10 protein-coding genes and 1 pseudogene are annotated in these 21,552 nt (G+C 34.3%); 3 read left to right on the forward strand and 8 right to left on the reverse strand.

Annotation, left to right across the window (positions count from 1 at the left end):
* Window positions 1-77: 77 nt before the first annotated feature.
* The 5 genes from BMY96_RS06305 to BMY96_RS06325 form a co-directional block, all read right to left on the reverse strand.
* The gene (locus BMY96_RS06305; protein ID WP_092850501.1) at window positions 78-500 is read right to left on the reverse strand and encodes a thiol-disulfide oxidoreductase DCC family protein; all 423 of its coding nucleotides are present in this window, start codon (window positions 498-500) and stop codon (window positions 78-80) included.
* A gap of 384 nt (window positions 501-884) precedes the next feature.
* Entirely contained in the window at window positions 885-3,053 is a 2,169-nt protein-coding gene (locus BMY96_RS06310) for an endonuclease MutS2 (protein WP_092850503.1), read from the reverse strand.
* Between the two features lie 122 nt (window positions 3,054-3,175).
* A complete protein-coding gene (locus BMY96_RS06315) occupies window positions 3,176-4,186 on the reverse strand; it encodes an LLM class flavin-dependent oxidoreductase (protein WP_092850506.1) in 1,011 nt (336 codons plus the stop codon).
* 83 nt (window positions 4,187-4,269) lie between these two features.
* The gene (locus tag BMY96_RS06320; protein ID WP_092850508.1) at window positions 4,270-4,851 is read right to left on the reverse strand and encodes a MiaE family protein; all 582 of its coding nucleotides are present in this window, start codon (window positions 4,849-4,851) and stop codon (window positions 4,270-4,272) included.
* A 296-nt stretch (window positions 4,852-5,147) separates the two neighbouring features.
* Entirely contained in the window at window positions 5,148-7,703 is a 2,556-nt protein-coding gene (locus BMY96_RS06325) for a DUF559 domain-containing protein (RefSeq protein ID WP_092850510.1), read from the reverse strand.
* A 186-nt stretch (window positions 7,704-7,889) separates the two neighbouring features.
* Here BMY96_RS06325 and BMY96_RS06330 point away from each other — a divergent pair, with 186 nt between their 5' ends.
* Window positions 7,890-9,578, forward strand: a complete 1,689-nt coding sequence (locus tag BMY96_RS06330) for a histidinol-phosphatase HisJ family protein (RefSeq protein ID WP_092850513.1) — start codon at window positions 7,890-7,892, stop codon at window positions 9,576-9,578.
* A 45-nt stretch (window positions 9,579-9,623) separates the two neighbouring features.
* The gene (locus BMY96_RS06335; protein ID WP_092850515.1) at window positions 9,624-11,627 is read left to right on the forward strand and encodes a M1 family metallopeptidase; all 2,004 of its coding nucleotides are present in this window, start codon (window positions 9,624-9,626) and stop codon (window positions 11,625-11,627) included.
* A gap of 46 nt (window positions 11,628-11,673) precedes the next feature.
* Here the strand turns inward: BMY96_RS06335 and BMY96_RS06340 are convergent, their stop codons facing one another.
* Window positions 11,674-13,224, reverse strand: a complete 1,551-nt coding sequence (locus BMY96_RS06340) for a T9SS type A sorting domain-containing protein (protein ID WP_092850518.1) — start codon at window positions 13,222-13,224, stop codon at window positions 11,674-11,676.
* A gap of 382 nt (window positions 13,225-13,606) precedes the next feature.
* Here BMY96_RS06340 and BMY96_RS06345 point away from each other — a divergent pair.
* Window positions 13,607-14,297 (forward strand): annotated as a pseudogene (locus tag BMY96_RS06345) (hypothetical protein).
* Here the strand turns inward: BMY96_RS06345 and BMY96_RS06350 are convergent.
* A complete protein-coding gene (locus BMY96_RS06350) occupies window positions 14,248-15,243 on the reverse strand; it encodes a PorP/SprF family type IX secretion system membrane protein (protein ID WP_092850521.1) in 996 nt (331 codons plus the stop codon). The pseudogene BMY96_RS06345 and the gene BMY96_RS06350 overlap by 50 nt on opposite strands.
* A 12-nt stretch (window positions 15,244-15,255) precedes the next feature.
* Window positions 15,256-21,348, reverse strand: a complete 6,093-nt coding sequence (locus BMY96_RS06355; protein WP_092850524.1) for a PKD domain-containing protein — start codon at window positions 21,346-21,348, stop codon at window positions 15,256-15,258.
* Window positions 21,349-21,552 lie beyond the last annotated feature (204 nt).

The following is a 21,552-nucleotide window of genomic DNA, read 5'->3' on the forward strand; positions in this document are numbered from 1 at the left end:
TTTATAGTTTATTTTAAAGATGAGAAAAAACCGTAATGGTTGCGTGTTTATCTATAAATAAATTTAAGACAAATATGTTAGTCTAAAAACCGACTTTTCAATTCTGGTGTAGGTATCATGCAAGCGTCTTTTTTACCATACCATTTATAACGATTTTTAGCAATAAAATCGTAAACCCAATTGCGAATAGAGTTAGGCACAATAAGGAAAATTGCTAATATGTTAGTCGGGAAACCAAGTTTAGATGCTACTTTTAAGGCTGCAGTGCTTTTGTAATTAATACTGTTTTTTGCTGGATTGTATAAAATTATAGAATCTATTAGAGCGGTGTCTATATTAAATTTTTCTATAATTTTTTTACCGGTTTCACTTTGTAAAGGCGCAAACATAAATTTGCTCTTTTTATCCCGTTTTATAACGTATAAAACAGAGCTATTACAAAGGTTGCAAACCCCATCAAACAGGATTAAGTTTGTATCTTTTGGTACTTTAAAATTCACGTTGTAAAGATAGTGAATATGTTCTATGAACTTATATTAAGTAAAGATTTAGTTTTTTTTAAAAAATCACAAAGGCGTTAAGTCTATATTAATTTGTTGCCTCATTAAATGGTTTTATATTTTTAATTTAAACTTTAATTGTGTTGTTGTAATTTAGTTTTAAGGCTTGAGATTTACTTACTCCCAACTAATTAATATTAATTTAATTTATACAACAACTGTAGTTTTAAATTAGGTCGTTTTTGTGTATACATTTTCTTATTATATATCTATTGGTATTAATATATCAATATTTAATGCTTGCTATTTTAATCCTCCAGTATGGTGAATTTGGATGATAGTATACAACTACCGACTTTATTTTTAAGAAATGTGGATGTTAAACTATTTTTTAACAGCTTCAACAAGTTCCAATTGATCTAGGCTAACATTGGTTGTAAACATCCCGTAATTAACAACGGCCTTGTTTTTTTCTATTTTATCAATAGTACCAATGGCGCGACCATCTTCCATTCTTACGCGGTCTCCAATACGAATAATAGCTTTTGGTTTAGGCGCTTCAATAGCTTTTTCTTTTTCTATTTTTTTCTTTTTCCTAATAACTTCAACTTTCTTTTCGGCTTCTTGTTTTACTTGATTCTCTTTAGCTTTTATAGCTTTCTTTTGTTTGGCTGTAACTTTTTTGCGTTTCGAGTTTTCTATCTGTACGACTTTAAAAAGCTCGTCCATTAAGGCTTTCTTCTGTCTATTGTTAAAATATTTTTCGGCTATATCATTTACTTTTTGTCCTAAGTAAATTAAACGTTGGTTACTATCGTATAACTCTTGATAGCTTTCTAATTTTTTCTGAATCTTATTATTAATTTCCTCAAGCTTATCGGCTTCTTCTAGCTTCTTTTTCTCGTTTTGTTTTAGGGATTGCCCCGTTTTTTCAAGTTTAGAACGTTCCTTTTGTAATTTAGCAATAGTAGCATCAAAACGTACTTTGCTGCGCTCAATTTTCTTTTTAGCACGGTTTATTAAACTGTACGGAATACCGTTTTTTTGTGCAACTTCAAATGTAAAACTACTTCCGGCTTGACCGATAACCAATTTAAAAAGCGGTTCTAAACTACGTTCATCAAAAAGCATATTAGCATTAAGCATAAATGGCAATTCGTTAGCTAATATTTTTAAGTTGGAGTAATGGGTTGTAATAATGCCGTAAGCTTCGCGGTGGTAAAACTCTTCCAAAAATGTTTCAGCCAAGGCGCCACCAAGTTCAGGGTCACTTCCTGTTCCAAATTCATCAATTAAAAAGAGTGTGTTTTTATTACACTTTCTTAAAAAGTAATTCATTTGTTTTAATCGATAACTATAGGTACTTAAATGGTTTTCAATAGATTGGTTGTCGCCAATATCACTTAAAATTCTATCAAACAAACAGATTTTACTACGCTCATGTACCGGAATAAGCATCCCACTTTGTAGCATAACTTGCAGTAAACCAACAGTTTTTAATGTAATACTTTTTCCGCCGGCATTGGGACCAGAAATAACAATTATTCGGCTGTCATTTTTTAATTCTATAGTCTGCGGAAATGTTTTTTCTTTCTTCTCTAAATTGTTTAAATAGAGTAGTGGGTGGTATGCATCGCGTAAAAACATGCTACGGTCTTCCGAGAATTCAGGAAGAATGGCGTTCATAGATTTAGCGTATTTCGCTTTCGCGGAAATAACATCTATAGCAATCAAGAAGGTTTGATAGTCTTTTAATAATGGTAAAAACGGACGAATAAAATTGGTGACTTCTTTTAAAATACGAACAACTTCTTCTGATTCTTCATACTCTAAATTATTAAGTTCTCTACTGTACCTTAAGGTGGTTTCTGGTTCAATGTAAACAATGCTTCCTGTTTTACTACCGCCCATTATGGAGCCTTTAACTTTACGTCTATACATCGCTTTTACAGCTAGTACGCGCTTGTTATCTACAACAGATTCTCTAATGTCATCTAAATACTCTAAAGCATGATAAGTGTTTAAAGCACTAGTAAAACTAGCGTTTATTTTACCTTTTATGTTGTTTATAGATTGTCTTAAATCAAAAAGTAAGCTGGAAGCGTTGTCTTTTATATCTCCAAAACGATCTACAATACCATCTACTTTTTCTATTAGAATTTTGGTTACCTCAATATGCGAGGCGTAAGCATTTAAATTAGGGTAATACTCTGCAAACTTTTTTAAGAATACTACAATTTCGTTTACCGTAATAGACATGGCCACGATTTTTTTTAAGCCATGTACTTCTAAAAACGTGTTTTCAATATTAAGTAACTTAATTTCTTTGGTAATGGTATCGAAACCGTGGTTTGGTATGCGGTTATCGTTATAAAATGACGATACGTATTCATTGGTTAAACTTAGTGCTATTTGTAACTCTTCTTTGGTTTTAAAAGGCAAAATTTCCAATGCTTTTTCGTGACCAAGAGGTGTAATACAAAGTTCGCTAACTTGCTGTAAAACCGTTTGAAATTCTAAATCTTGTAATGTTTTTTCGTGAATGTGAATCATTCCTAAATATGTAACTCGTTTTGTTGGTGTAAAAATAGCTTTTTTGAAGCATTTAGTGGCGCACTTCTGGTTGAAACCTTAATTTGATAAACAGATTATTTATTTAGTGTCGACTATGCTAATTAGGATTCAGAATTTAATTCCTTCATTATTTGAGCAAAATAACGATACGATTTAATTCTACTATTAGCATCGTATGTATTAGTTACTGCAATAAGTTCGTCTACTTGTGTTTCGTTTAAAAAGTCTTGAATGTCCTGCTTTACGGTACTTTTACTACCTATAAAGGTGTATTTAGTCATTTGTTTAACAGCAGGATGTTTTATGGTTTCTCTTAATTCTGCTGTCATTTCCATAGGTTTTTCTAAATGTTCGCGTTTCGTACTTGTTAATAGAGCGATTATCATTTTAAAAAAGGAGGTTGCCATAGTTTCGGCTTCTTCGTTAGTATCTGCAATAAAAACATTAATTCCCGCTATTACATAAGGTGCTTTAAAGGACTCAGAAGGTTTAAATTCATTTCTGTAAATCGTTATAGCGTTATGTAAGTGTGCGGTTGCAAAATGGCTTGCAAAGGCGTAAGGCAAGCCTTTTTTAGCGGCTAAATGTGCGCTATCTGTACTAGAACCTAAAATGTAAATAGGTACAGGTACACCTTCGGCAATGGGTACTCTAACTTTGGATATGCTGTTTTCTTCTAAAAAATAATTCTGAATCTGTTCAATATCTTGAGGAAACGAATGCGTAGCCTGCAAAAAATTAGGACGAATGGCATGCGCCGTTTCTTGATCGGTACCCGGCGCTCTTCCCAATCCTAAATCTATTCTATTAGGAAATAAAGTTCCTAGAGTTCCAAATTGCTCGGTTATAATAAAAGGGGAGTGGTTTGGTAACATTATACCGCCAGATCCTACGCGCAGTGTTTTAGTTTCCTGTGCTACCTGGCTAATAATAATTTGAGGCGCATTACTAGCAATACCTGCCATATTATGGTGCTCTGCGTACCACACGCGTTTGTAACCAAAGGATTCAGCCTTTTTTGCTAATTCAATGCTGGCCTTTAAAGTTTGTTGGTATGTTTTCCCTTCAGAAACAATAACAAGATCTAAAATGGAATATGCGGTTTGTTTCATGCAATTGTGGTAAATGAAATGCGAGCTTTAATCGTTAAAAAAGAATAGCGATGGTTTTTTTCTAGAAGTATTAAAATTAATGATTAACCGTGTATGGTTTCAGATTTTCCATATTTCTGAATCACTTGGCCTTCAAACTCAATAAGTTCTTGCCAACGTTTATCAACATCAATGCCCTTTCCGTATTGTCTAGCAAAGCCTATAAACGTGGTATAGTGTCCGGCTTCGCTAATCATTAAATCATGATAAAACTTCGATAATTCTGGGTCTTTTATACGTTTAGATAACAGTTTAAAACGTTCGCAACTACGCGCTTCAATCATTGCCGAAAACAGAAGGCGATCTACCATACTTTGTTGCCTGTTTCCGCCTTTGTTCATAAACTTATAAAGCTCATTAACATAGTGGTCTTTACGTTCTCTACCTAGTACGTAACCACGTTTTTTTATAATGTCATGAACCATTTGAAAATGCTCTAACTCCTCTTGAGCCAATTTTATTAACTCGGTAACAAGTTCCTCATGTTCGCTATTATTAGTAATAATGGTAATAGCATTAGTGGCTGCTTTTTGCTCGCACCAAGCGTGATCGGTAAGTATTTCTTCAATATTCGATTCTACAATGTTTACCCAACGTGGGTCTGTTGCTAATTTTAAACCAAGCATATTTTTTTGTTTTTTGTAAAAGTAGGTATAATCATTAAAATTATACGTAATAATTATTTGGGCATTCCCTAAAGGTCGGGCTTTCCACTATATCTTTTTAAAGGAATATTGCAATAAAACGAGGGTTGTGGTAATTTATTAAAATTTAGAAATTACTAAGTGCATTGCTTTCAAAACTTTAAAAAGGATGCCGTTGCAATCCCTAATGCGAGTTACGTAATGTTATAAAGTTAGTAAATTCACCTCAAGTTGGTCTCCCGTCTCCCGTCTCCCGTCTTCAGTCATCAGCCTTCAGTCTAACTAATATAATTCCAAATATTTTTAAACTTACTAAGTTGCTTATATGTGTTTAAATACACTTGATTTTCAGGAAGCGCCAACGAAGGATCTATTTTTAATACCGATTTAGCATGGTGTCTTGCCAACTGTAAAATGTCGTTATCCTTAATAATGTCCGCTATTTTAAGGTTTAAAACGCCACTTTGTTGCGTGCCCATAATATCACCAGGGCCACGTAATTTTAAATCCACTTCGGCAATTTCAAAACCATCATTAGTACTAACCATAGTATTTAAACGGGTTTTACTGTTTTCGCTTAGTTTATGGCTAGTCATTAAAATACAATAACTTTGTTCTGCACCACGACCAACACGACCGCGCAATTGGTGTAATTGCGATAAGCCAAAGCGTTCGGCGCTTTCAATAATCATTACCGATGCATTAGGCACGTTTACACCAACCTCAATAACCGTTGTAGCTACCATAATTTGTGTTTCTCCTTTAATAAAGCGTTGCATTTCATAATCTTTATCGGCAGGCTTCATTTTACCATGAACAATAGAGGTTTGATATTTTGGCATTGGGAAGTCTCTAGATATACTTTCATAACCATCCATTAAATCTTTATAATCCATTTTTTCGTTCTCCTTTATTAAAGGATAAACAATATAAATTTGACGTCCTTTATCAATTTCATCTCGAATAAATTTAAAAACATTTAATCGGTTTTTGTCATATCTATGAACCGTTTTTATAGCCTTTCTACCAGGTGGTAATTCATCAATAATCGAGATGTCTAAATCGCCATAAACCGACATCGCTAATGTTCTAGGAATTGGGGTTGCAGTCATGACGAGAATATGTGGCGGGATAACCGAAGAAGCCCCTCCAACCTCCCCAGAGGGGAGGCTTTTCAATAATTTCGTAATGTAACTTAAAACATTATCAATGTCTGCAACAATTTGCTCGTTTGTAAATCGAATAACTTTAAAACCAATTTCATTTAAAATTTGTGTTCTTAGGTCATCAGCTTCCTTTTGTTCAATGGTGTTATGGTATCCACCATCAACTTCAATAATTAAATTTTTTTCAAGATTTACAAAGTCAACTATAAATTCATCAATAATATGTTGTCTTCTAAATTTAAAATCTAGTTTTTTGTTTCTTAAACATTCCCATAAAATAGATTCTGCTTGAGTGCTATTTTTTTTGTTTTCTATTTGTAGTTCTTTTAATAATTTATAGGTTGATGGACGAGCAGTCATATACTTTTTAATGACTGCTTTTACGTCCTCCCCTTGGGAGGATTGAGGAGGGCTTTGAGTGCTTCCTTTCTTCCATAATTTTGAACGTTGTTTTACTCCAAATCGATGTTGCTCATCTATTATGGCTAGCCCCAAATTTTTGAATTTTACCTTGTCTTCTAGAAGGGCGTGCGTGCCTATTAAAATTTGTAATTCGCCATTTTCTAACGATTCGTGAATTATTTTTCGTTTTGAAGTTTTAGTTGAGCCTGTTAATATTTCTATTCTGATATTCAGTCTATTACACCATTCAAGTAATCCGTTATAGTGTTGGACTGACAAAATTTCAGTCGGGGCCATTAAGCAAGCTTGGAAATCGTTGTCAAGTGCCATGAGCATTGACATAAAGGCTACAATGGTCTTGCCAGAACCTACATCGCCCTGTAAAAGTCGATTCATTTGTGCATTACTACCTAAATCTGCGCGAATTTCTTTTAAAACACGCTTTTGGGCATTGGTTAATTGGAAGGGTAAATGGTCTTTAAAAAAGGAATTAAAATAGGTGCCAACTTGATTAAATGGAAAGCCTTTTATTTTCGATTTATGAATTAAATTTTTAATAATTAATTGCAATTGAATATAAAATAATTCTTCAAATTTAAGCCGGAATTGTGCCCTTGATAGTAGCTCTTGATTCTTTGGAAAATGTACATTTAAAAGTGCCGATTGTTTACTAATTAATTTTAATTCTGAGCGTAAATTATCAGAAAGTGTTTCTGTAAATCTTCCCTTGGTTTCCAGAAATAATTGCTGCATGATTTTATTAATCACGCGATTTGTTATGCCTCTATTGTTTAATTTTTCGGTTGATGGATATACAGGCTGCATAGCCGAACGCATATTTTTTTCATGGTCTTCTAGCAATTCTAATTCTGGATGCGCCATATTAAACTTACCGCTAAACCAGTTGGTTTTTCCAAAGGCCACATAGGGTTTATTTAGTATTAAGCTGTCCTTAATCCATTTTTGCCCTCGAAACCAAACCAGTTCCAAAGTTCCGGTATCATCTCTAAACGTGGCAACTAAACGTTTTCCGCGCTTTTGTGCAACTTCTTTAAGACTTGTTATTTTTCCAATAACCTGTACATCGGCGTTGTTGCGTTGTAGTTGGTTAATTTTGTAATACTGCGTTCTGTCTATGTATCTATTTGGAAATAAGTTAATTAAATCTTGATAGGTGTGAATACCTAACTCCTTACGCAGCAAATCGGCACGACTTGGGCCAACGCCTTTTAAATAATCTATTGGAGTTTGTAGGTTTACAGACATAAATGCGAAATTAATTAAAAAATAAGTCTTATTAAATACTTAGTTTCTTTATGAATTTGTGATGTTTTTAATGGGATTCCTATTTTCTTTCTAAAAAATGCTTGAAAAATATGAAATATAGTATGTAATTCTATTTCATTAGTTAAATTTGGTGCTCTTAAAAAACAACTTAACGCATATTGATTGATGAGAAAACTCAACGAATTTATTTGGGAAACACACGGTATTCATGCAGGAACCGAGCAAGATCACGTAAAACATGGTATTGATAAATTAGAGGATATAGTTGATAAAGCTATTGAAGCCGGAAACCCAAGTATAACGTTTATAATTCACTCGCCGCGTTTAACAAGTTTTCGTTATATCGCAGAAACGGATACCAATGTAAAGTTTATTCGTGGTAATAAATCGTATTTAAATTATCCAAAACGTATAGCAGGACTTCGCGAAAAATACGACGGACAAATAAACATAAAATATGGTGTTGAGTTAGAGTGGATGGGGCCAGATATTGGTTTACAGTGGAGTCGTTCTAAGATTTTTCAAGCCGAAGATGCCGATTATGTTATTGGTTCTGTACATTTTGCGCCAGAAGGTTTGCCTTATGATGGGTCTAAGGAAGAAGCTCAAGAGTTGTTAAAAATGCGTGGTAGTCTGGAAGCTTATTGGGGTGGTTATTTTGATGAAATGACCCAAATGATTGAGTGTTTTGGCGATATGATTCAAATTATTGGTCATATCGATTTGCCAAAACTAAATGTAGATATGCCAGAAGCTTTAGTTAATTTTGAAACTAGTGCGCACCCATTAGCTAATAAATTCAGAACCCTTTTAGAGCTTATAGCCGATAGAAATTTATCGCTAGACGTTAATATGGCTGGTAAATTTAAAGGTGTTGGTGTATATCCTGTGCAAAGTATATTACGACGTGCCAACGAACTACAAATTCCTGTTTGTGTAGGTACAGACACGCATCATGTGCGCTATTATGGCTTAAATTATAAAGAGAGTTTAGAGTATATTCAGGAGGCGGGTTACGAGAGCTATGTAAGCTATTCTAAGCTTATCCCGGAGAATCGTACCATTTATGACGACCATGAATTAAAAGTAAAATACACGGTTTTAAATAAGGGTATCGAGTTGTTAAATCAACGTTTAGATGAAACCCAACGCCGTATAATTCCAGATTTTTCGTTTGGAGGTTCGTTTTCAGAGTTTGTAGACATTTATAGAAGTGCTACAGGAATGGGCGATTATAACGCTATTAGAATTCGAAAATATGGTAAATCTATTACAGTTACCAACGAAATTCCTAAAAACACACAAAATATAGTAAATGGGTTGTTTTCGGAGCATTTAGACGAGCCTGGTGTAATCTCTTCATTATTTAATACTCTGGCATCAGAAGGTATTAATGTGGAAACAGCGCGTTTAAAATCGAATAACGATGGTACGGCAGTTGCATTTTTGTCTTTAGATAATAAAAATGGAAAAGTTCAAAACGCTATCGATTTTACAAAAGGTACCGATGGTGGATTGTTTAAATCCTTAACATATCAAGAACATGCTGCAATGCCTAATTACTATACAGAAGGCGTGTATTTACTTGAAATGGATGGTGTAAAATTAAATTTAGCCTTAAGGGATAAAGTTATTTTAACCAAGCATATTAATGCGCCTGGGGTTTTATTAATATTATTATCTGCATTAGCATCTAAAAAAATAAATATTATTGATTTACGTTTAGGTAAATTAAATAATGTTGGGTACTCAGCACTTGCTGTAGATGGCGATAGCGATGTAATAAGAGCGCTACTATCAAAACTTGGCGATCAATATTACGAAGCTAATTTAATTGAGTTTCATAGTTTTTAATATGGTTTTTATGATTTTGGGCTAATCTTTGATATCTTTAAAATCATGAAAAATATAGTATTCCTTTTATGCTGTTGTGCAAACCTTTTTTATGCGCAACAAACGGATTATGTAGATTTTACAGAAGTAAAAGCGGTATTGGCTTTTAGTCAAATGAAAGTAGATAGTACTGTTTTTAATTCTTACCAGATAAAATTCGAAGTTTTAAAACAGACGGATTCGGTGTATTTGGATGCTATAAACATGAAATTCAGTAATGTATCGTTAAATAAAAGCAAAGTAAAATTTAAAAACGATGGTAAAAAGCTAATCATTTACCATGGGTTTAAGGCTTCAAAAACGTACACGCTTAATTTTCTGTTTTTTACTTCACCTAAAAAAGCCATGTATTTTATTGATTGGAATAATGAGGATGCTGTTACTTCAAGTTATTCTGATACGTTTAGAAATAGTCCAGAGAAGAAGCAAATTTGGACACAAGGTCAAGGGAAGTACACAAGCCATTGGTTGCCTTCCATTGACGATATGAATGATAAAATTGAGTTTGATATTAGTTGCGTTGCTCCAAAAGGTTACGAGGTTATTTCAAACGGAAAAATGGTTTCTAAAAGAGAAACCCCTACTTATAATTTGTGGGAGTTCGACATGGAAAAGCCCATGTCCAGTTATCTTGTAGCTTTAGTTATTGGTAAATACAGTAAAAATGTAGAATATTCCAAAAGTGGTATTCCGTTAGAAATGTATTATTACCCAGAAGATTCGCTAAAATTCGAACCAACATACCGCTATACAAAACAGATGTTCGATTTTCTTGAAGCTGAAATAGGCGTGCCATATCCGTGGCAAAACTACAAGCAAGTACCTGTAAAAGACTTTTTATACGCAGGTATGGAAAACACAAGTGCTACAATATTTGCTGATAGTTTTGTAATTGATTCTATTGCATTTGCAGATAAAAATTATGTTAATGTTAACGCACACGAGTTGGCACACCAATGGTTTGGCGATTTGGTAACCGAAACTTCGGGTACACACCATTGGCTGCAAGAAGGTTTTGCAACGTATTATGCCTTATTAGCCGAACGCGATATTTTTGGAGAGCACTATTACTATTGGCAATTGTATGAATACGCACAGGAGTTGCTTAACCAAGATAGAGCGGGCGGAAGTACCTCCTTGTTAGATCCGAAATCGAGTAGTACAACATTTTATAAAAAAGGGGCTTGGGTATTGCATTTGCTTAGGGAACGAGTGGGCGAAAAGGCTTTTAAAGCGGCCGTTAAAAACTATTTAAAAAAGTACGCCTTTAAAAATGTTGAAACTGAGAATTTTATAACTGAAGTTGAAAAGGTAAGCGGTGAAGATTTGACTGATTTTGTAAAATTATGGTTGAAAAATAAAGTGTTTAATTATGATGAAGTTTTAAATAGTTTGAAAAAATCAGCATATATGCAGGAGTATTTAATGGTTGATTGCGAAGTGTATACCTCGAAATGTAGTGACTATTTAACCTCTGGAATTTCTGATGAAGCTAAAATAAAAGTGATTTCTCAAATACCTAATCAGATAAGAAAAGAAGATTTTAAAAACAGTTTAAAAGTGCGACAAGCCATTGCTCGTAATGTTTCTAAAATCCCTTTACAATTAAAAACCGAATACGAGTCGTTACTTAATGATGAGTCTTATGTTACTATTGAAACAGCCTTATTTAACCTGTGGCAGAACTTTCCGCAAGAGCGACAAAAATATTTTGAAAAAACTAAAGACATTCAAGGGTTTAGCGATAAGAATGTAAGAATGCTTTGGTTGGCATTGCAGTTAGTATCTCCCGATTTTGAAGATAAAAACAAGCGAGAGTATTTCAATGCGCTTACTCGTTATACTAGCCCGCAGTACGGATTTGAGGTGCGCCAAAATGCATTTCAGTATTTGCATCAAATTCAAGCGTGTAAAGATGTTTGTAAAAAACATTTAAAACAAGCTACTAAGCATCATAATTGGCGATTTCAGAAATTTGCAAAAGCTTTAATTGAAAAGGAAACACCTTAAAGATTAAAGTATAAGCTTTAAGGTGTTTTTGTTTTGTAGGCAAGTGTTATAATTTGTTGATTTTAAACGTTTCTACTTTATTTCCAGAAAAAGCCTTAACAATGTAAAGGCCAGCCTTAAGTAAAGAAACATCGGCTAAATTTGTGTTTAAATATTGGTTGTAAACCAATTTACCATCCATTTGATAAATTTGTAGATGGTTTATAGCTTGTGTTGATTTTATGTTAATCTCGTTTCTTACAGGATTTGGATATAGAGCAACGGTATTTAGTGCTTTATCAGATACGTTTAGTTGGTTTTCCTTGAAGAATCTTCCTAAAATATAACCGTTATTATCATTATTAAAACCTGAAACTAAAATTTTTCCATCTGCTAGTTCTTCACCGTTAGTAATATATTCAATTTCATCATAATCAGGAAAATCGAGGGATAAAATTCCGTTTTCGCCAAATGTATTGTCTATAATGCCATTTTCATTAACTTTTAGTATTAAGATGTGCCAATTATTGTTTTCGTCATTACCATCTCCTAATATGAATATGTCATCGTCTAAATTTGAATCAAATAAGTCTAAAATATAGAAGTTCTCGTTGTAAATGGTTAAAAGTCCGTTTGAGCCAAATGTATTATCTATACTGCCATCTGAATTTAAGCGTAACAAACCCTGAATAGGTTCTCCGGTAAAACCGCTGTCATCAAAACCGTCTATAGTAATCAGTATTTTATTGTTGGATAATATATAGGAATCAAAAATGTTTGCACTTCTTGCTGTTAAGTCATAATATATAGAGAATCCATTACTGCCAAAAGAAGTATCTAGCACGCCATTTGAATTGGCTTTAAGTGCAAACTCATTGTACTCATATTCCCCTGTTGGTGTGCCATTTTCAGGAGTGTAAACTGTGCCAGTAACTAGTAAACTGTTATTATCAAATAACTCAAGATTTATGTCGTATAACTCTTCATTATCCACAACATCACTAATATTAACTTGTAATGCGCCATTGGTTCCAAAAGCGTTGTCAATAGTACCATTACTGTTAAAGCGGGTCATTAAAAGCTGTTCTTCTTCGGTATCAATATTTATGTGTCGACCAGCTACAATAAATTTTCCGTTGGAATCTATTTTTATTGTCATTCCTAAAGCAAATTTATCAATAAGGGCAACGCCGTTATTGCCAAAACTAGAAACTTTATTTCCGGCAGAGTCTAATTTTAATATTCCAATATTACCGTTTATTGTTGATGTTCCAGAAATATAAATGTCATTGTTTTTACTAATTATATCGTACCCAATAAAGTCATTAAGCTCCAAAATCCCATTGTTACCAAAATTTAGGTCCAACGCTCCATTGCTATTAAACTGATTAATGATGTTAAGAGATTCGTCATTTTCATTGGATGCCAATCCAATTTTTAAAATTTTACCAGAATCGGTAATATCCATGTTTAAAGGTCCGTCTGCTTCAAGATATTCTGCAATTTTATAGTTACTCACACCATCAACACCAAACGAAGTGTCGATGTAAGAAGATTGAGCAAATACTATAGATAAAGTGCATAATAGAGAAACAAAAAATGAGGTAATTTTTTTCATAATGTTTAAGGATTAATTGGTTTGTTAGTTAAATATATGATAATCAATCAAGTAGGGTGGTATTTTTATCGTAATTATTTGATGTTTAATTGGTTGTGAATTATTAATTTCCTAAATATTTGCTATTGAAATTAAAATGTTTCTATTTCTTACTTATTTTGTAAGATTTATTGTTGTTTAATGCGTCTGTATTGCTATGTTAAATAGTGGTTTTTAAAAAATAAATAATTGAATTTTAATGTGTTATATTTTGTGTTGGCAGGTTTGAGTAAATTTAAAATTGCTATGCAGGCCTTTTGGTGTAGTTTTAGTTTGCTTAACTTTCAAGGCAATATTGAAAAACATTTTACTTCTTGGTATATTTACTCCCATAAGATAAAAAATGAAAGCCTTAGTAATTCCTGGGGGAGGAAGCAATGGAGCCTTTGCTGGTGGTGTGGCGCAATATCTTATTGAGAATTTAAAGCGAGATTATCAATTTTTTTTATTTGTGCTTCTACCGGAAGTTTGTTAGTATCTCATTTGGCTTTAAATAAATTTGCAAAAATAAAATTGGTTTATACTAATATTACCAATGAAAGCAGTTTTATTGTCTGTCCTTTTAATATAATTGAAAAATATGGTGCACAAAATACAAGAATTAGCCATTTTAAGGCTGCACGGGTAATATTGTGCCAATTGAGGAGGCCATAATAAGAATTGCTACTAAGATAGATGCCATTATTTTAGAAACAGAAGTGAATCAATTTAATAGAATGCCATCTAAAAATCCGTTCTATTTATAGACTAGTATGTTTAGTTTCGTGCTAGATCGCATAGAGTCTCAAAACATTAAAATTTGAAAATTTGTTACATCTAATCAAAATGTTATTATCAATTTTATTATACCCGTGGTGTTAACAACAAATTCATTAATTTTTAACAAAGCAAAAATGACTTCTTGTTGGGAAGATGGTTATAACTTTGCGAACTTTAAAAATCAAGAACTTAGTCCTTTGGAAAATTTTTTTTTTTTGTATCAATCTACTTTCTACGTTCCGTATTTGCTGGGTTTTTACATATTAAACATTTAGCTAAATAGGTTATAGATAATTCGTAAACACCATCTGTTCTCCCAATATTTGTCGTATTCACATCATACGAAAAACCAAACCTTAATTGTTCGAATTCTAAACCAACAAAAGCGTTTACCGAAGTTAGTAAATGACTGTTAGAGTTGTTTTTGGCTGGATTTGTTACAGCTGTAGCACCTAACATTAGTTTTTCTAACCACACGGTTGCGCCAAGGTCCAATCGATTATATTCGCCTTGTTGCATATAATTTGCTGAGAGGAACAAATCATTGTAATCAAAATAAGGGAATTTATAACCAGCGTGTAATGAGTAAAAGATATCTAAGGGCACGTTACCATTTTCAACAAATGAAATGTTTGGTTTGTTTAAGTGTTTTACCGATGCTCCTAACCATAAATCGGTATCATTTCTTGTGTTTTTTTTATCGAATACAAAGCCCGCTGAAAAATCGAAAAAACTTATGTTTCTGTTGGCATTCATGGCGAACGGGTCGTTCGATGTGGGATTTATTGTTCCTGAATTTATGTTAATTTGATCGGACAAAACTAAACCGCTAAAGTTAAATGATTTGGTTCCGAAACCAACCTCTATAGCTGGTCTAAAAAACCATTCATTGGCTAATCTTACATGGTAGGAAAAATTGACATTTCCCTGTAAATGGTTGTATTTGGTATTATTTTCATGCTGATTTATAATGCTGAAACCAATACCGCCAACATCTTCAATCCAAGAATTAAAGAATGCGTATTCAGTATCAACTCTCAAGTCTAAACTTGGCCATTGTGTTCTATGGATTAAACCAAAATAAGAAGCATCTTCAAAACCTGAAAAACCTGGGTTTAAGGTTTCGGGAACTAAAAAGTATTGCGAAAAAACAGGGTCTTGTGCTTGCACGTTAAGCGATAAGCAGCACAAAATTAATAGTATAGATAGTTTTATTTTCATTGTGTTACTTGCTTATTTAATAGATACAAAAGCGCCTTTTTGTGTAATAGTTTTGCCGTAGAATGTTTTCGCGGAAAAGGTGAAATAATAATTGCCGTTTTCTGCTTCTGCATCGTTTATTTTTCCGTCCCATCCCTTTATTGTATCACCTTCTTCAGAATAAATTAAACTACCCCAAGTATCGTAAATATTAAATACTATAGTGTTTAATGCGATGGATTCTGGTACAAAATAAGCATTCATACCATCGCCATTTGGTGTGAATGCATTTGGCATAATTATCTTATATCCTTTTTCTACAACCAAAGTAAATTGTTTTGTGTAAACGCATCCAAAAGGATAGGAAACGGTCTGAATAATTGAATAGGAGCCTTCATTATTATAAATGTGGGTTGGGTTTTCGTCTGAAGAAAAATTACCATCTCCAAAATCCCATGAAATCGATTCGTAATCTCCTGTGGCTAAATTTGTAAACTCAATAGGGTCTTCAATGGAATAAAACCCGTAGGTAGAAATAGCGCTTGAGGTTACAGAGAAATCGGGGTCGCCAAACATAGGAATGTCTACATTATATGAAAAACTCGTGCTGCAATTTATATTATCAGTAACACTAATAATTACCAAACCATTTTGCGTGGTATTCATAAATTCACCATTGGTGCCGCTAACCGTTCCGTTAGACCAATTAATGTTATAAGGTGGAACGCCGCCGGATACCATTGCTACAAAAGTTTGATTTATAGTTTTTGTATCGCAATCATAAATAGTATTAGTATCAACGCTAACTTCTAATGGTTCAAATCTATTAATTTGCCAGGTGCCAGATGTTTCGCAATTATTAGCATCGGTGACATTAACAGCATAATTTCCTGGAGGAATATTAGTTAAGTCTTCGGTTGTGTCTCCATTGGACCATGAATATGTAAATGGAGGTGTGCCTCCTGTTACAATTAAATTTATAGAACCACTATTGGCGTCATCGCAATTTAAAGCATCACTAGTGTTAGCAGAAAGTGATAAGGCGTTAGGTTCTGTTATTGTAAATGTTTCAGTAATAACACATGGTTTGCTATCGGTAATGGTTACGGTGTAGGTACCTGGGCCTATATTGTTTCGTTCTACGCCAGCGGTTGGGTCATCATCCCAAACTAAATTAACGGGAGTTATACCACCTACTAAATTTAAAATAATACGACCATCACTTTCTCCAAAACAAGATACATTATTTGTTGTCGGGTTTATGGTGAAAATAGGAGGTTCAACAATTGTTATGGTTACAGCCTTTTCGCAATTGGTGTTGTCTGTAACCGTAATAGTATAATCGCCAGGAGATAAGTTAGATTGCGACATGCCCGAGCCTAAGTTACTCCAAGCAACGGTGTAGGGCGAGTTTCCTCCAGAAATATTAGTGATGTTTATTGTTGCATCGTTATCGTTATAACATTCAATTTCGGTAGCTGTGTATTCGATAATGATTTCATCCGTTTCGGTTAAAACAAGCTCTAAAGTATCGGTGCAATTTGACCTGTCGGTAACGGTAACAGTATAGGTTCCTGCTATTAAATTAATTAAATTTTGTTGATTACTTGTAAATCCATTAGGACCAGTCCAAGAATAGCTGTAATCGAATACATCTGGAGAGGTTTCTATAGTTCTTCCTCCAACGGTATTAATATTTATTTCTCCAGTGGCATCTCCAAAGCAAATAACGTTAACTTGGTTTACTAGACCTACTACTAATTCCTCAGGTTCAACCACTGAAAAACTTCTGCTTATAGTGGGACAATTACTAGCATCAGTAACCGTTACTTCATATTCACCAGGACTAAGATTAGTTAAATCTTCAGTTGTGGCATATAGAATATTGTTTCTAGTCCAACTATAGGTGTAAGGCGCTGTACCTCCTGAAATTTCAATACTTATAGAACCGTTGTCTGCATTAAAACAAGATATGGTTTCAGGATTAAAATCAATGGTCGAAAATACAAGTTCATTGGGTTCAGTAATTGTAAAGTTTTCGGTGAAAGGGCAACCTCCATCATCTAAAATAGCGACAGTATAATCACCAGGTTCTAAATTAGAAATGTCTTCATTTGTACTAGTAAAACCATTAGGTCCTGTCCATGAAATTTGATACGGGTTTCCTATTGAAAAAGGCACGCCACCAACAATTTCAATATCTAAATCTCCCGTATTAGCCGAATAACAATTGCTGTTGGTTTGACTGCTTGTTATGCTGATGGATGGATTTACAGTAATTTCAACTTCAAACGTGTTACCAACGCAAGTTCCAGAAGTAGGAGTAACGCTATAAGTAACAGTTGAAGGGCTTGTAGTTGTATTGGTTAATGTTTGGCTAATGTTTGTTTTTGGTGAGTTTTCACTGGAGGCACCAGTAATGGTACCGGCAGGGTTAATTGTTGGTGTCGCCCAAACGTACGTGGTTCCCGTTGGTGCAATGTCTCCACTAGTACTATCTGGTGTTATGGTAAATGTATTGCCGCTGCAAATAATATCAGATTTATTGCTGATGTTTGGGGTTTGGTTAATAGTTATTTCTGCTACATTAGAGGTAATTTGTGTGCAGCCACCAGAAGAAAAAGTGATTACAGCATAGTAATATACGTTGCCAACAGTTGCAGATGGTGGATTAAAATTTGAATTGGTTTCTCCTGAAATTGCTGAACCTGTAGAAGTGTTATTTACCGTATTTGAGTACCATTGATAGGTTGGTGTTCCTACCCCGTTTTCGTAGTTTACAGATAGTTGGTTTAAAGTATCTCCTAAACAATAGGTGTTTGATGCGGGTTGGGTTGTAAAATTTGGTGCAGGGTTTACAGTTACTTCAGCAGGATTACTAACCACGCTACAATCAATTCCAGGTTGTGAAATAACGGCGTAGTAATAAAGCGTACCAACGGTAACTGTAGCAGGTGTGTAACTAGTGTTAGTTGCACCTGAGATAATATTACCTCCTGTATTGGAATTGGTTGAATTGCTATACCATTGGTATGTGTACGTTGTTCCTAAGCCTCCAGAAACTGTTACCTCTAAATCTTGAGGAGTAATACCTTGGCAGAGGGTTTGCGAAACCTGAGGTTGAGAGGTGATTGTGGGATCCTCAGCAACTATAATTTCTGCAACATCGCTAGAAATTGGACTACATCCGCTACCATTAAGCGTAATCATAACATAGTAATAATACGTACCTGCTGCATTGAATGCTGGAGGTGTGTAGGTTGAATTAGTAGCGCTAGAAATGCTTGTGCCTCCAGTATTGGAATTGGTTGTATTGCTAAACCATTGATATGAAATTGTTCCTGTTCCGCCTGAATGTGTAACAGTTAAAGCAGAAGGTAAGGTTCCACCAACGCATAAGCTTTGTGTGGAAGTTGGATTGGTGTCTATTTGAATACCATCTACAATTTCAATAGTGGCAATATCAGAAATAATTTCATTACAACCTGCGCCTGATGAAAATGATACCACGCAGTAATAATAAAAAGTGCCAACAGGGTTATTTGGTGGCGTGTAAGTTGAAGCCGTTTCTCCTGTAAGTTCATTTCCTCCAGAATTAGAATTTGTCGTATTACTATACCATTGGTACGTTGGTGTTCCTGGTCCATTAACAGAAACAGATAATTGCGATATGCTACCATTTAAACATAAGGATTCCGAATCGGGTTGATTTGTAAATGCCGGAGCTGGGTCTACAGTAATAATTAAATTTACGGGTGTTCCATCACAACCATCTACGGATGGCGTTATAACGAAAGTAACGTCTTCTGAAGTGGTATTCGTATTAAAAATAGTTTGAGTAGGAATAGCGTCTGTATTTCCTGAAGCCGTAAAACCTGTAACTCCGTTAGGAGCTGTTGCTATCCAATTAAAAGTAGTGCTTGCTATATCGGAGGTTAGTAGTATTTCTGTGGTATCGGTTCCGGAACAAATAGTTTGAGTGAGGTCTGTATTAGTAACGGTAGGAATGGGGTTAACGCTAAAGTCCTCAGTGTCTGTTGTGGTTCCGCAACCATTAGTTATACTAAATGTAATTTGATAATCGGCAGGTGTTGCATACACTATGGTTCCTGGGTCTAAAGTATTAGCGGATGATGGTGTTCCTCCTGGGAAACTCCAATTATAAGTTACCGTTTCCGAGTTTGGTGCACAGGCATCAATATTTGCAACAGGAGAAATTGAGGCCGAACCACAAGCATTGCTAATACTATTTATAGTTGCTGTTGGAGGTCTTTTAACTTCGATAGTTTCGGAAGTACTATTAGTTCCACAAGAATTTTCGGTTGTTAAAGTTAAGGTGTATGTTCCTGCGTTTAAAAAATTAAATGCTGGTGATGCGGAGTTTTCATCAGTTCCACTTGTAAAATTCCAGCTTTCTGAAGTTCCACAAAACCCAGAAGCATAATTAACTTCCCAGAGGTAGGTTTCGCCACCACAACTTTCGCTTAAATCGGTTGTGTTTGTTGTTTGAATAGCTAGAGGCGTACAGCCGTTGTTTGTGTTTAATGTAAATGCAGCGGCTAGTTCTGGTTCTATACAGATGGTTTTGGTTACGGTATTGGTTACACCACAAGAGTTTTCGCCGTATAAAGAAACGGTATAAGTTCCTGGAGCTGTATAAACATGACTTGGATTTCGCACAGTTGACGTTGAGCCATCTCCAAAATCCCAATAATAACCATCATTAATACTACAATTATTGCTATATCCATCTAATGAGGTGTTTTCAAATTGAACGCTTGTATTTACGCAACTTATAGGCAAATCTTCAAAATCAATTTCAGGCTTTCTTAAAATTATTATTGGACCAGCAGTTAAATTGGTTTGTCCGCAGGATGTTATAATAGTTAAAACAACAGTATAGGAATCTGGACAACTCGTTTCTGTATAGGTGTGCGGAATTGGAAAGTTTTGCGAATTAGCGGGGTTTGTCGAATTAAAGTATGTGGAAGCTTCTAATTGGTCTTGAGTGTAGTTTTCTATTGTTCCATCTCCAAAATCAATATTATAGTTGGTGTCCGGTGGATTTGTGGCCCATGAGCCTATGGCGAAGTCTATAGCGGGTATAGGTGTGCAAAGATTAACCGTATTTCCAGGGTTTACAATAGAGCCTGTGGGGTTGCTTGAGTTTTTTATTAAATAAGTAACCGTGTTATCGCAATTATTTCCAATTCCCGTTATGTTCATATTGAAAGAGCCTAATTGCGTATAGGTATGTGTGGCAGGAAAAGTAACCCCTGTTTCTATTGGGCTATCATCTCCCCAGTTTACATTATAAGAGTTAACGCAAGGTGATGAATTTTCTAAACCAACATTAATCGTGTATGATGGGTCTGTTGTATTATTTCCACAATTATTAAAAGGGTCAAATCTATTATCATTATCTATAAATTGAATTAGCGGTTTTTCTAAAACATTAATAGATTTTGTAATGGTAGTAGTACATCCATTTGAGTCTGTAACCGTCAATTCAACATTAAAACTTTCTGTGCCACAACCAAGAGCTTCAAAAATATGAGATGGATTAGCGTTGGTACTTGTTTCTCCATCTCCAAAGTCCCAATTGTATGTAAAGGGATTATTTCCACTGGCGTTGGAGGTAAAACTAATAGGGGTGCCAGAGCAAGCTCCTACGTTATTAAAGTTAAAATCCACCATTGGAGGCTCAGTTACCTCAACCGTTGCATTACCATTTATAGCGCTAGTATTATTATTTCCATCGGTTATAGATACTAACCGGTAAACAAACGTTCCAGCTTCATTGGTGCTGGCCGAAACTGTTGTGCTATTTCCAGTTGAAGTTATTGTTTGTGTTGTACCATTTAATGTGTAATTAATTGTGTAAGGAGCTGTTCCTCCCATGCTTGTAAAGGTTATTTCTGGCTGTGTGCTGTTTTGGCAAACAGTTGTAGTACCTGAAATACCTGCGGAAGGCGGTAGTAACTCATCCAAATTTAGTGTTTCGGTATTAAAAGATGATTTTATGTTTTTTAATACCGCTTCTTTAAAATTTATTTTATTTAAAGCAAAAATAGAAACGCTAATTACAAGCAATAAAATTGCTGTAAGAAAGTAGTGTTTTCTCATGTATGGGTGTTTGGTTGTTAATAGCTGGTACTAAAATAATTAATCTTTTTTATGCAAGCCTATTAATAGTGTTTTTTTGTTGAATTTTTCTATAAAATGCTTATTGTAGGAAGTAATAGTTGTTTAAATTTAATTGTGTATTAGTTTATTGTGGATATTGAAAAATATTGTACTTCTTAGTATATTTACTCCCATAAGATAAAA

The sequence above is a fragment of the Algibacter pectinivorans genome (assembly GCF_900112595.1).
In the GTDB taxonomy this organism is placed as follows: Bacteria; Bacteroidota; Bacteroidia; order Flavobacteriales; family Flavobacteriaceae; genus Algibacter_B; species Algibacter_B pectinivorans.

Excerpts from the sequence above, each read along its gene's own strand:
- BMY96_RS06315 (WP_092850506.1), bottom strand. The coding sequence starts at position 4,186 with ATGAAACAAACCGCATATTCCATTTTAGATCTTGTTATTGTTTCTGAA.
- BMY96_RS06330 (WP_092850513.1), top strand. The coding sequence starts at position 7,890 with ATGAGAAAACTCAACGAATTTATTTGGGAAACACACGGTATTCATGCA.
- BMY96_RS06325 (WP_092850510.1), bottom strand. The coding sequence starts at position 7,703 with ATGTCTGTAAACCTACAAACTCCAATAGATTATTTAAAAGGCGTTGGC.
- BMY96_RS06335 (WP_092850515.1), top strand. The coding sequence starts at position 9,624 with ATGAAAAATATAGTATTCCTTTTATGCTGTTGTGCAAACCTTTTTTAT.
- BMY96_RS06355 (WP_092850524.1), bottom strand. The coding sequence starts at position 21,348 with ATGAGAAAACACTACTTTCTTACAGCAATTTTATTGCTTGTAATTAGC.
- BMY96_RS06350 (WP_092850521.1), bottom strand. The coding sequence starts at position 15,243 with ATGAAAATAAAACTATCTATACTATTAATTTTGTGCTGCTTATCGCTT.
- BMY96_RS06340 (WP_092850518.1), bottom strand. The coding sequence starts at position 13,224 with ATGAAAAAAATTACCTCATTTTTTGTTTCTCTATTATGCACTTTATCT.
- BMY96_RS06310 (WP_092850503.1), bottom strand. The coding sequence starts at position 3,053 with ATGATTCACATTCACGAAAAAACATTACAAGATTTAGAATTTCAAACG.
- BMY96_RS06320 (WP_092850508.1), bottom strand. The coding sequence starts at position 4,851 with ATGCTTGGTTTAAAATTAGCAACAGACCCACGTTGGGTAAACATTGTA.